This window comes from Kitasatospora sp. NPDC056783, assembly GCF_042789895.1.
In the GTDB taxonomy this organism is placed as follows: Bacteria; Actinomycetota; Actinomycetes; order Streptomycetales; family Streptomycetaceae; genus Kitasatospora.
Genome location: NZ_JBHUAF010000222.1, coordinates 1 through 13,977, shown reverse-complemented (window position 1 = coordinate 13,977; position 13,977 = coordinate 1). Strand labels below are relative to the sequence as shown.

Genomic DNA, 13,977 nt, shown 5'->3' with positions numbered 1-13,977 from the left:
CGCACGGTCCGTTTCGCCGATGCGGTGGGTGTCGCCGAGGCGGGTGTCTGGGTGGAGCTGGGGCCCGATGGTGTCCTGTCCGCTCTGACGGACAACGCCGTTCCGGTGTTGCGCAAGGACCGCGGTGAGTATCGGCAGGTTGTGACGGCGCTGGCCCACGTCTTCGTCCACGGCGTGGATGTGGACTGGCCGGCCCTGTTCGCGTCTTACGGTCCCCGGCGCATCGACCTGCCGACCTATCCGTTCCAGCGCGAGCGCTACTGGCTGAAGCCTGCCCCGACCACCAGGGCCGCCGCGTCGTCGTCCCAGGACTCCTGGCTCTACCAGGTGGGTTGGCAGCAGCTCGACCTGCCGCGCCGGGAAGGGCTGCCCGGGACCTGGCTGGTCCTCGCGTCGGACGAGCCCGATCGGGATGACGTCCTGGCGGTGGCCGAGCGTCGGATCGAGGCCGCCGCCGAGCAGGTCGTCCGCGTGGAGCTCGGCCCGCTCGACGGGCCCGCCGTCGCCGACCGGCTGCGCGAGGCGATCGGGGACCGGCCGCTCGCCGGTGTGATCGCCTTGCTCGGTCCACAGGTGGGCGCCCTGGTGGACGCGGTACGGGCGCTGGAGACGGTGCCGGTGTGGGTCCTGACCCACGGCGCGGTGGCCGTCGAGGCCGACGAACCGGTGGATCCGGACGGCATCGGCCCGTGGGCGGTCGCCCGGGTGCTCGCCTGGGAGCAGGCCGTGAGCTGGGGCGGCGTGGTGGACCTGCCCGCCGAGCCGGGCGAGCAGGACTGGGCGCGGCTGTGGGACCTGCTGGCCGCGGGCCGGGACGGTGACGACCAGGTGGCCGTACGGTCCGGGCGGCTCCTGACCCGGCGGCTGCGGAGCGCGCGGCCCGGCGGCAGCGCGGTGGACCTGGGCGGCACGGTCGCGGTCGTCGGTGACCTCGGGGCCCGTACGGGTGCGCTCGCGGACTGGCTGTTCGGCGCGGGGGCCGACCGGGTCGTGCTGGTCGGCGAGGTGGCCGAGGCGATCGAGGTTCCGGCGCGCGTCGAGGTGCTGCCGTGGAACGGCACCAGCCGTGCCGAACTCGCCCACAGTACCGTCGTGTTCCTCGACGAGGACCGCTGGGAGACGGAGCCGCTGACCGCGCACCAGTGGCAGAGCCTGGTCACCGCTCGGCGGGAACGGCTCTGGGACCTGCACGAATGGGCCGGCGACAAGCCGCTGTTGGTCCTCTCCTCCGCCGTCGGCGTCATCGGCGGTGCTCCCGCGCCCAGCACGGCCCAGGTCGCCGCCGAGGCGGTGATTCAGCACCGCCGGTCGCTCGGCCTGCCCGGGATGGCGATCGCGATCGGGCCGGACGAGGGCGGGCAGGAGGCGCTCGGCTTCCGTCCGGTCGCCCTGGGCGACGCCCTGCGGCTGATGAGCGCCGGCCGGGAACGGGCCATCGTCGCCGACGTGGACTGGTCGCAGGTGGTCTCGTCGCCGACCGTGGCGCGCCCCCATCGACTCGTGGCGGAGCTGCCCGAGGTCAGGTCCCTCCTCGGTGCGGGCGCCCGGGCCCTGCGCGAGCGGCTGGTCGGGCTGACCGAGGCGGACCGCCGTCAGGCGCTCCTCGGACTGGTCCGAACCGAGGTGGCCGGCGTCCTGGGCTACCCGGACCCCGGGTCGGTGGAGACCGCCCGAGCCTTCACCGAGCTCGGCCTGACCTCGCTCACCGCCGTCGACCTGCGCAACCGGCTGAACGCGCGCACCGGCCTGCGGCTGCCCGTCGCACTCGCCTTCGACCGGCCCACCGTGGAGGCCGTCGGAGAGCACCTCGCCGCCGAACTGTTCGGCACGGGTGAGGAGCACGCGCCGGTCGCGGCCGCCGTCAGCGACGAACCGATGGCGATCGTCGGCATGGCCTGCCGGTTCCCCGGCGGGGTCGGCTCGCCGGACGACCTGTGGCGGGTCGTCGCCGACGGCGTCGACGTGATCTCGCCGTTCCCCACCGACCGCGGCTGGAACCTGGAGGACCTCTACGACCCGGACGTCACCGCGTCGGGCAAGAGCTACACGGCGGAAGGCGGCTTCCTCCACGAGGCACCGCAGTTCGACGCGGGCTTCTTCGGCATCTCGCCGCGCGAGGCGCTCGCGATGGACCCGCAGCAGCGGCTGCTGCTGGAAACCACCTGGGAGGCCTTCGAGCAGGCCGGCCTCGACGCCACGGCCCTGCGCGGCAGCCAGATCGGGGTGTTCATCGGCGGCAACGGCCAGGACTACGCCACCAACATGACGCGCGTTCCGACCGGCGTCGACGGATACCTCATGACCGGCAACGCGGCCAGCGTTCTGGCGGGCCGGGTCTCCTACGCCTTCGGGTTCACCGGCCCGACGCTGACGGTGGACACGGCGTGCTCGTCCTCGTTGGTGGCGCTGCACCTGGCGGCGCAGGCGCTGCGCAACGGCGAGTGCTCGCTGGGCGTGGTGGGCGGGGTGACGGTGATGTCGTCCCCCGGCACCTTCGTGGAGTTCTCCCGCCAGCGCGGGCTGGCGCCGGACGGGCGGTGCAAGCCGTTCTCGGCCGATGCGGACGGGACGGGGTGGTCGGAGGGTGCGGGTGTGCTGGTCGTGGAGCGGCTGTCGGATGCTCGGCGCCATGGGCATGCGGTGTTGGCGGTGGTGCGGGGCAGTGCGGTCAATCAGGACGGTGCGAGCAATGGGTTGACGGCGCCGAACGGTCCGTCGCAGGAGCGGGTGATTCGGGCGGCGTTGGCGTCGGCGGGGTTGTCGGCGTCCGAGGTGGACGTGGTGGAGGCGCACGGGACGGGGACCAGGCTCGGGGATCCGATCGAGGCGCAGGCTCTGCTGGCGACGTACGGGCGGGAGCGGTCGGCTGAGCGGCCGTTGTGGCTGGGGTCGATCAAGTCGAACATCGGGCACACCCAGGCGGCCGCCGGTGTGGCGGGTGTGATCAAGATGGTGATGGCGATGCGGCACGGTGTGCTGCCGCGGTCGCTGCACCTGGGTGAGCGGACCTCGCATGTGGACTGGGACGCGGGGGCGGTGGAACTGCTCTCGGAGGCTCGGGAGTGGACTGCGGGGGACCAGCCTCGGCGGGCCGGCATATCGGCCTTCGGTGCGAGTGGGACGAATGCGCATGTGATCGTGGAGGAGGGTGATCGGGCCGGGGTGGTGTCGGTTGCCGGTGGTCGGGTGGGGATGCCGGTGGTGCCGTGGGTGGTGTCGGGGCGGTCGCCGGAGGCGTTGCGGGCGCGGGTGGCGCAGGCGGCGTCCTTCGCGGGGGATCCGGTGGATGCGGGTTGGTCGTTGGTGGCGTCGCGGTCGGTGTTCGGTCACCGGGCGGTGCTGATCGGCGCGGACCGGGATGAACTGGTGTCCGCTGAGCCGGTGTTGGCTTCCGGTGCGGTCGGTGGTGTGGGTTTCCTGTTCGCGGGCCAGGGTGGTCAGCGGGTGGGGATGGGCCGGGAGTTGTACGAGGCGTTCCCGGTGTTCCGGGAGGCGTTCGACGAGGTCTGCGCGGGGTTGGGGGTTCCGGTCGCGGAGGCGGTCGTCTCGGGTGAGGGTCTGGGTCGTACGGGGCTGGCGCAGCCGGCGTTGTTCGCTTTGCAGGTGGCGCAGTTCCGTCTGCTGGCTTCTTGGGGTGTGGCTCCGGCTGTTCTGGTGGGGCATTCGGTCGGTGAGATCGCGGCGGCGCATGTGGCGGGTGTGCTGGATCTGGCGGATTCCTGCCGGCTGGTGCGTGCCCGGGCCGCTTTGATGGACGCTCTGCCCGGGGGTGGGGTGATGGTGGCGGTCGAGGCCACGGAGGACGAGGTCACGCCGCTGCTCGCCGGTGGTGTGGGGGTCGCGGCGGTCAACTCGGCGGCGTCGTTGGTGGTTTCCGGTGTCGAGGCCGAGGTTCTGAGGGTGGTCGGGGCGTTGCCGGGTCGGCGTGTGAAGCGGCTGGAGGTGAGTCATGCGTTCCATTCGCCGTTGATGGAGCCGATGTTGGACGGCTTCCGTGCGGTGGTGGAGGGCCTGGCCTTCAACGAGCCGCGTATCGCGGCGGTTTCGTCGGTTACCGGTCGTCTGGTGGAGGGTGAGTGGTCGCAGCCGTGGTACTGGGTCGATCATGTTGTTCGCACGGTCCGTTTCGCCGATGCGGTGAGTGTCGCCGACGCGGGCGTGTGGGTGGAGCTGGGTCCCGATGGTGTCCTGTCCGCTCTGACGGACAATGCCGTTCCGGTGTTGCGCAAGGACCGCGGTGAGTATCGGCAGGTCGTGACGGCGTTGGCCCACGCCTTCGTCCACGGTGTGGATGTGGACTGGCCGGCGCTGTTCGCGTCTTACGGTCCCCGGCGCATCGACCTGCCCACCTACCCGTTCCAGCGTGAGCGTTACTGGCTGGAGCCGGTTTCCGCCGGTGGCGTCTCCTCGGCGGGCCTGTCCGAGGCCGGGCATCCGCTTCTCGCGGCGGCGGTCGAACTGCCCGATGGTGGGCTGGTGTTGACCGGTCGGATCTCCCTGTCCACCCACCCCTGGCTCACCGGGCACACGGTGCTGGGTTCGGTCCTGCTGCCGGGCGCCGCGTTCGTGGAGCTGGCCCTGACGGCCGGGCGGCGCGTCGGGTGCCCGAGGGTCGAGGACCTGGTGCTCACCGCGCCGCTGGTGGTGCCCCGTACGGGTGCCGTCCAGCTCCAGGTGGTGGTCGAGGCGCCCGGCGAGGACGGCACTCGGGCCGTGGCGGTGTACTCGCGTCCGGCGGCCGACGAGGACGACGCCGAGTGGACCGAGCACGTGGCGGGTTCGCTGAGCGCCGCCGAGCCGGCTCCCGGCGCGGGATTCGCCTGGCCGCCCGCCGACAGCGCGGTGGAGCGCGATCTGACCGGCCTGTACGAGGGCTTGACCAAGCGCGGCTACGCCTACGGCCCGGTCTTCCAGGGGCTGACCCGGCTCTGGCAGGACGGTGAGACGATCGTCGCAGCCATCGAGCTGCCGACCCAACAGCCCGGCGCGGCGGGTGACTTCGTCGCCCACCCGGCTCTGCTGGACGCGGTCGTGCACCCCCTGCTGCCCGGCGTCCTGGACGACGAGCGCCCGGCCGGGCTGCCGTTCGCCTGGAGCGGGGTGAGCGTCCATGCGACGGGTGCCACGCGGGTGCGGGTGCGGATCGCGCCGGTCGGTCCGGAGACGGTGTCGCTGCACATGGTGGACGAGGGCGGCCGGACCGTGGCCAGGATCGACGCGCTGACCTGGCGGGCGGTGGAGACCGGTGCCGTCCGGGCCGCCGGCCACCGGTCGCTGTACGAAGTCACCTGGAACCAGGTCGAGTTGCCCACGGGAGGGGACGCCGGCTCGTGGACGGTGCTCGGCGCCGCCCGGTCCGAGGTCCCCGGGCACGCCGCTGATCTGGCGGCCCTGCGCAGCCGGCTCGACGGCGGTGAGCCGGTGCCGCACGTCGTGCTGGCGCCCCTGGCGGCCGGTGACCCGACCGGTGGCCCGGCCGACGGGGCCGGCGCGGTCGGTGACGCCCTGGAGCTGGTCCAGGAGTGGCTGGCGGACCAGCGGTTCACCCGCTCGCGGCTGGTGGTCGTCACCACCGGTGCCGCCGGCCCGAACCCGGCGGACCTCGCCGGTGCCGCCGCCCGGGGCCTGCTGAAGTCGGCGCAGACCGAGCACCCCGACCGGCTGGTCCTGGTGGACGTGGACGACCTGGACGCCGCGTGGCCGCTGCTGCCGGGCGCCGTGGCCTCGGGCGAGCCGCAGCTCGCCCTGCGCTCCGGGGTCGCGCTGGTGCCCCGGGTGGTGCGGTCGGCGGCCGGGGACGGCGAGGCGCGCCCGTTCCCGACCGAGGGGACGACGCTGATCACCGGTGGCACCGGCGTGCTGGGTGGGCTGCTCGCCCGGCACCTGGTGGGCACGCACGGGGTGCGTCGCCTGCTGTTGGCCGGACGGCGCGGTCCGGACGCCCCGGGTGCCGCCGAACTCGTGACCGAACTCAAGGAGTTGGGTGCCGAGGTGGTCGACATGGCGGCCTGCGACGTGACGGACCGGGCGGCGCTGGCGGAACTGCTGGCCGAGGTGCCCGCCGCGTACCCGCTGACCGCCGTGCTGCACCTGGCCGGGGTCGCCGACGATGGCGTCATCGACTCCCTGGATCGGCGCAGGGTGGCCGACGTGCTCGCGCCCAAGGCGCTGTCCGCCTGGCACCTGCACGAGCTGACCCGAGACCTGGAGCTGTCCGCGTTCGTGCTGTTCTCCTCGGTCGCGGCCACCTTCGGCGCCCCCGGCCAGGGCAACTACGCGGCCGCGAACGCCTATCTGGACGCGCTCGCGCTGCACCGGCGCTCCCTCGGCCTTCCGGCGCAGGCCCTCGCCTGGGGCCTGTGGGCGCGGGAGAGCGGCATCACCGGCCGTCTGGGTGACGCCGATCTGCGCCGGCTCGCCCGGGCGGGCGTCCTCGCGCTGGACGACGCCACCGGACTCGACCTGTTCGACGCGGCCCTGGCCGCCGGCCGGCCGTGGCTGCTGCCGATGCGGCTGGACACCAAGGCGCTGCGCGCCCAGGGCGAGGCGCTGCCCGCGGTGTTGCGCGGCTTGGTCGGCACGGCCCGGCGCACCGGCGGGACGGCCGGCGCGCCGGCCGAGAGCCTGGTCGAGCTGCTGGCGCGCACCGCCCCGGAGGACCGGGACCGGCTGGTCGAGGAGACGGTCTGCCGGGAGATCGCCGTCGTGCTCGGCCACGCCGGAGTCGACGGTTTTGACCGGGACCGGACCTTCGCGGAGCTGGGCTTCGACTCGCTGACCGCGGTGGACCTGCGCAACCGGCTGACCGCCCTGGCCGGGCGGCGCCTGCCGGCCACCCTGGCCTTCGACTACCCGACGCCGACCGCGCTGGTCGGCTACCTGCGGGCCGAACTGCGCACGGAGGTGTCGCAGGGGCACCCCGTACTGGACCGCCTGGGCGAGCTGGAGGCCGAGCTGGCCGCCGTCGAACTCGACGCGGCCGTCCGGGCCGAGGCCGCGGAACGGCTGGGCGCCCTGCTGTCCGCGTGGACGGGCGACGCCGAGGCGGCCCGGGCCGCCGGGCGGCTGGCCGACGCCTCCGCCGACGAGGTCTACGACTTCGTGAGCCGGGAACTCGGGATCTCCCTCAACTGAGCACTGCTGTAAGCCCGCTGTACTGCCGGAACGATCGGGGTGGATGAGATGGCGAACGATGAGAAGTTGCTGAACTACCTCAAGCAGGTCTCCGCGGACCTCTACCAGGCCCAGCACCGGATCCGGGAGTTCGAGGAGCGCGACCAGGAGCCGATCGCGATCGTCGGTATGGCCTGCCGGTACCCCGGCGGGGTCCGCTCGCCGGAGGACCTCTGGCGGCTGGTGGCCGCCGGTGGGGACGCGATCACCCCGTTCCCCGTCAACCGCGGCTGGCCGTCGGACCTGTACGACCCGGACCCGGACCGGCTCGGGAAGACATACAGCACCGACGGCGGATTCCTGCACGACGCGGGCGAGTTCGACGCCGAGTTCTTCGGCATGAGCCCGCGCGAGGCGACGGGCGTGGACGCCCAGCAGCGGCTGCTGCTGGAGACCGCCTGGGAGACCCTGGAGCACGCCGGGATCGACCCGCTCTCGGTGCGGGAGCAGCCGCTCGGCGTCTTCACCGGCGTGATGTACGCCGACTACGGCTCCCGGTTCCCCACCGCCCCGGAGGGCTTCGAGGGCTACCTCGGCCACGGCAGCGCGGCGAGCATCGCCTCTGGGCGGATCGCCTACAACCTGGGCACCACCGGCCCGGCGGTCACCGTGGACACCGCGTGCTCCTCCTCCCTGGTCGCGCTGCACCTGGCGATCCGGGCGCTGCGGGCGGGGGAGTGCTCGATGGCGCTGGCCGGCGGGGTCACCGTGATGTCCTCGCCGGCGGTCTTCGTCGAGTTCTCCCGGCAGCGCGGCCTCTCCTCGGACGGGCGGTGCAAGTCCTTCTCGGCCGCCGCCGACGGCGTCGGCTGGTCCGAGGGGGCCGGTCTGCTGCTGGTCGAGCGCCTCTCCGACGCCCGGCGCAACGGACACCGGGTGCTGGCGGTGGTGCGCGGCACCGCCGTCAACCAGGACGGCGCGTCGAACGGCCTGACCGCCCCCAACGGGCCCGCCCAGCAGCGGGTGATCCGTCAGGCGCTGGCCAACGCGGGCCTCACCACCCGGGACGTGGACGTGGTCGAGGCGCACGGCACCGGCACCAGGCTCGGCGACCCGATCGAGGCCGAGGCGCTGCTCGCCACCTACGGGCGGGAGCGCGAGGCCGACCGGCCGCTGTGGCTGGGCTCGGTGAAGTCCAACCTGGGCCACACCCAGGCCGCCGCCGGCGCCGCCGGCATCATCAAGATGGTCATGGCGCTGCGCAACGGCGTGCTGCCCAAGACCCTGCACGCCGACGAGCCGTCCCCGCACGTCGACTGGGCGGGTGGCGCCGTCCGGCTGCTCGACCGCGAGCAGGACTGGACGCCGGGCGAGCGCCCTCGGCGCGCCGCCGTCTCCTCCTTCGGTATCAGCGGCACCAACGCGCACGTCGTCCTGGAGGAGGCGCCCGCGGCGGATCCGGCCGAGGACGCTGGGCCGGCCGACCGTACGCCGCCCGCCGTGGTGCCCTGGGTGCTCTCCGCCCGCGGTGCCGCCGCCCTGCGCGAACAGGCGGCCCGGCTCGCCGAGTTCCCGGTGGCGGACTTCGCCGACGCGGGCTGGTCGCTGCTGACCGCCCGCGCCGCCTTCGGGCACCGCGCGGTGGTGCTCGGCACGGACCACGCGGAGCTCGTCGCCGGGGCGCGCGAGGTGGCCGAAGGCTCGGCCGGGGCGGTCGTCGGCGCGGGCTCCGCGCCCGGCGGCACCGTGTTCGTGTTCCCCGGGCAGGGGTCCCAGTGGATCGGCATGGCGGGTGAACTGCTCGCCACCTCACCGGCGTTCGCCGCCTCGATGGCCGAGTGCGACCGCGTGCTGGGCGAGCTGACCGGCTGGTCCGTCCTCGGCGTGCTGACCGGGGCGCCGGACGCGCCGGCGCTGGAGGGCGACGACGTGGTCCAGCCCGCCCTCTTCGCGGTCATGGTGTCACTGGCGGAGGCCTGGCGGGCGATCGGTGTCACCCCCGACGCCGTGATCGGGCACTCGCAGGGCGAGCTCGCGGCCGCCTGCGCCGTCGGCGCGCTGTCGCTGGAGGAGGCGGCCCGCGTGGCGGTCCTGCGCAGCCGTCTGCTGACCGAGCTGGCCGGCCTCGGCGGACTGGTCTCGGTGCCGCTGCCGCTCGCCGAGGTCGAGCGGCGGATCGCCCGGTACGGCGCGGAGCTCTCGGTGGCCGCCGTCAACGGCCCGCGGGCCGTGGTCGTGGCCGGCCGCACCGCCGCGCTGGAGCGCCTCACCGCCGACCTGGCCGCCGAGGAGGTCAGGGCCCGCCGGGTGCCGATCGACTACGCCTCGCACTCCGCCCAGGTCGAACCGCTCCGGGACCGGCTGCTGGCCGAACTGGACGACCTCGCCCCGCGCTCCGTCGACACGCCGCTCTGGTCGACCGTCACCGGGGACTGGCTCGACACCGCCCGGATGGACGCCGAGTACTGGTACCGCAACCTGCGCGGCACCGTGCGCTTCGCCGAGGGCACCGCCGCCCTGCTGGAATCCGGGCACGGCGCGTTCGTCGAGGTCAGCCCGCACCCGGTGCTGACCATGGCGATCGGGGAGACGGCCGAGGCGTACGGCGCCGAGCACACCGTGGTGGTCGGCACGCTGCGCCGCGGCCACGGCGGCCTGCGCCGGCTGCTCGACAACGCAGCCGCCCTGTCCGTACGGGGCGTGCCGGTGGACTGGCGGGCGCTGTTCGACGGCCCGCGCCAGCCGGCGGAGCTGCCCACGTACGCCTTCCAGCACACCGACTACTGGCTGCGTTCCGACGCGGCGGTGGGCGACGTCACGGCGGCCGGGCTCGGTGTCGCCGGCCACCCGCTGCTCGGAGCCGCGGTCGAACTGGCCGGCGGCGGCGTCGTGTTGACCGGACGGCTGGCCCTGAGCAGCCACCCCTGGCTCGCCGACCACGCCGTCATGGACACCGTGCTGCTACCGGGAACCGGCTTGGTGGAGCTGGTCACCACCGCCGGCGACCGGGTGGGCTGCGGCCGGGTCGAGGAGCTCGCCCTCACCACCCCGCTGCTGCTGCCGGCCCAGGGCGCGGTACAGCTCCAGGTCGTCATCGGACCGGCCGAGGAGGACGGCCGGCGCGAGGCCGCCGTGTACTCGCGGCCCGAGCCCGCCGAGGGGCTCGAACCCGAGTGGGTCGGCCACGCCACCGGCTCGGTCGGGCCCGGCAGGACGGCGCCCGGTGGGACGGCAGCCGCCCAGGTGGGCGAGTGGCCGCCGGCCGGCGCCACCGAGGTCGACCTGGACGGCGTCTACGCCCGGCTGGCCGGGCTCGGCCACGGCTACGGACCGCAGTTCCAGGGGCTGCGCGCGGTCTGGCGGCGGGCCGACGAGCTCTTCGCCGAGATCGCGCTCGCCCCCGAACAGGCCGCCGAGGCAACCCGGTTCGTCCTCCACCCCGCCCTCTTCGACGCCGCCCTGCACCCGCTGCTGCGCGGTGTCGTCGACGACGGGCGGCACGGCGGGCTGCCGTTCTCCTGGACCGGCGTCGAGGTGCACGCCGCCGGCGCCACCCGGCTGCGGGTCCGCCTCACCCCGACCGGACTCGACTCGGTGGCCCTCGCCCTCGCGGACATCGACGGCTCGCCCGTCGCCACCGTCGAATCGCTCACCTGGCGCGAGGTCAGCCCCGAGGCGCTGCGCGGCACCGGCCGGGTCCACGACGATCTGTTCCGGATCGACTGGCGCGAGGCCCCGGCCACCGGGCCGGTGCCGGAGCGGCCGCTGCTGCTGGCGGCGGCGGGGCTGGCGCCGGCCTTCCCCGGCAGCCCGACCCACCCGGACCCGGAGGCGCTGCGGCGGGCCCTGGACGGTGGCGCGCCCGCGCCCGAGCTGGTGCTCACCGACCTCGCCGAACTCACCGGACTGGCACGGCGGGACGGTGACGCCGGGTCTGACGGGTTCGCGAGCGGTGGCGGCGACCTGCTCGGCGACACCCACACCGCGGTCACCCGCGCCGCCGAGCTGCTCTCCGCCTGGCTGGCCGACGAGCGGCTGTCCGGCACCCGGCTCGCCGTGGTGACCGGTGGCGCCGTGGACGGCACCGACCCGGCCGCAGCGAGCGTCTGGGGCCTCGTCCGGGCCGCCCGGACCGAGTACCCCGACCGCTTCCGGCTGATCGACACCGACGACCTCGCCGCGCTGCCCGCCGCCCTGGCCGTCGACGAGCCGGAGGTCCTGGTGCGCGACGGCGCCGTCCTGGTGCCCCGGCTGGCCCGCGCGGCCGCCGCCGAGGCCGGCCCCGGTCCGTTCGACCCCGAGGGCACGGTGCTGGTCACCGGCGCCACCGGCGCGCTCGGCACCGTGCTCGCCCGCCACCTGGTGCGCGAGCACGGCGTGCGCCACCTGCTGCTGGTCAGCCGGTCGGGACCGGCAGCGCCCGGAGCGGAGGAACTGCGCGCCGAACTGGCCGAACTCGGCGCCGAGGCCACCCTCGCCGCCTGCGACGTCGGCGACCGGTCCGCGCTCGCCGCACTGCTGGCCGCCGTCCCCGCCGACCGGCCGCTGCGCGCCGTCGTGCACACCGCCGGGATCCTGGACGACGGGCTGGTCACCGCGCTCACACCGGAGCGGTACCGGGCCGTGCTGCGCCCGAAGGCCGACGCGGCCTGGCACCTGCACGAGCTGACCCGCGACCTGGACCTGACGGCGTTCGTCCTCTACTCCTCGGCCGCCGCCACCTTCGGGGGCGCGGGCCAGGCCAACTACGCGGCGGCCAACGCCTTCCTCGACGCGCTCGCCGCCCACCGCGCCGGGCTCGGCCTGCCGGTGACCACCATCGCCTGGGGTCTCTGGGAGTCCGCCGGGAAGCTCACCGGCGAGCTCACCGACACCGACCGCAGCCGGATCGCCCGGGCCGGCATGCGCCCGCTCGGCGACGCCGACGGCCTCGCGCTGTTCGACACCATGCTGCGGGAGAACCACACCTGGGCCCTGCCGACCCGGCTCGACCAGGCCGCCCTGCGTGGCCTCGGCGCCGGCCTGCCCGCCCTGCTGCGCGGCCTGGTACGGACCGTCGCGCGCCGCGGCACGGCGGGCGGCGGCGAGAGCGCGTCCTCGTTGACCGGCCGGCTCGCCGGACTGTCCCCCGCCGAGCGGACCAAGGCGCTGGTCGAGCTGGTCCGCGTCCAGGTCGCCGAGGTGCTGGGACACCACGACACCGGGACGATCGAACCGGACCGGGCCTTCACCGAACTCGGCTTCGACTCGCTGACCGCGGTCGAACTGCGCAACCGCCTCAAGACCGCGACCGGTCTGCGGCCGTCGGCCACCCTCGTCTTCGACTACCCGAGCGTGGCCGAACTCGCCGCCCATCTCGACGCCGAGCTCGGCGGGGCCGAGGCGAGCGCCGCGACGCCGGTGTCGAGCCCGCCCCGGCCTGCCGCCACCGACGACGACCCGGTGGTCATCGTCGGCATGGCCTGCCGCTTCCCCGGCGGGGTCGCCTCGCCGGACGACCTGTGGCGACTGGTCAGCGACGGCGTCGACGCGATCGGGCCCTTCCCCGTCGACCGCGGCTGGAGCACCGAGGAGCTGTACGACGCGGACCCGGACGCGGCCGGAAAGACGTACACCGTCGAAGGCGGCTTCCTGGACGGCGTGGACCGCTTCGACGCGGGCTTCTTCGGCATCTCGCCGCGCGAGGCGCTCGCGATGGACCCGCAGCAGCGGCTGCTGCTGGAAACCACCTGGGAGGCCTTCGAGCACGCGGGCATCGACCCGCAGTCGCTGCGCGGCAGCGAGACCGGCGTGTTCGCCGGCATCAGCGGCCAGGACCACGGGACCCTGCTGGCCAAGTCCCCCGAGTTCGAGGGCTACCTGCTGACCGGCAGCGCGGGCGCCATCGCCTCCGGCCGGATCGCCTACACCTTCGGCTTCACCGGCCCGACGCTGACGCTCGACACGGCGTGCTCGTCCTCGCTGGTGGCGCTGCACCTGGCGGCGCAGGCGCTGCGCAACGGCGAGTGCTCGCTGGCGTTGGCCAGCGGGGTGATCGTGATGTCCACGCCGACGTTGTTCGTGGAGTTCTCGCGGCAGCGGGTGGGGTCGCCGGACGGGCGGTGCAAGTCCTTCTCGGCGGCGGCCGACGGTGCGGGGTGGTCGGAGGGTGCGGGTGTGCTGGTGCTGGAGCGGCTGTCGGATGCTCGGCGCCATGGGCATGCGGTGTTGGCGGTGGTGCGGGGCAGTGCGGTGAACCAGGACGGTGCGAGCAATGGGTTGACGGCGCCGAACGGTCCGTCGCAGGAGCGGGTGATTCGGGCGGCGTTGGCGTCGGCGGGGTTGTCGGCGTCCGAGGTGGACGTGGTGGAGGCGCACGGGACGGGGACCAGGCTCGGGGACCCGATCGAGGCGCAGGCTCTGCTGGCGACGTACGGGCAGGACCGTTCGACCGGTCAGCCGCTCTACCTCGGCTCGGTGAAGTCGAACATCGGGCACACCCAGCATGCGGCGGGTATGGCGGGTGTGATCAAGATGGTGATGGCGATGCGGCACGGTGTGCTGCCGCGGAGCCTGTACGCGCGGGAGCCTTCGCCGTTCGTCGACTGGGAGTCGGGGGCGGTGGAACTGCTTTCGGAGGCTCGGGAGTGGGCCGTGGGGGAGAGGCCTCGGCGGGCGGGTGTGTCGTCGTTCGGGATCAGTGGGACGAATGCGCATGTGATCGTGGAGGAGGGTGATCGGGCCGGGGTGGTGTCGGTTGCCGGTGGTCGGGTGGGGATGCCGGTGGTGCCGTGGGTGGTGTCGGGGCGGTCGCCGGAGGCGTTGCGGGCGCGGGTGGCGCAGGCGGCGTCCTTCGCGGGGGATCCGGTGGATGCGGGTTGGTCG

General features: G+C 74.6%; 2 protein-coding genes. Both read left to right on the top strand.

All coding sequences use genetic code 11. The features are described 5' to 3' along the window. Positions 1-174 precede the first annotated feature (174 nt). Entirely contained in the window at positions 175-7,134 is a 6,960-nt protein-coding gene (locus tag ACFRMQ_RS26565) for a beta-ketoacyl synthase N-terminal-like domain-containing protein (RefSeq protein WP_380733161.1), read from the top strand. Between the two features lie 48 nt (positions 7,135-7,182). Continuing rightward, positions 7,183-13,977: type I polyketide synthase (locus ACFRMQ_RS26560; RefSeq protein WP_380733159.1), on the top strand; the 6,795-nt coding region annotated here is incomplete at its 3' end.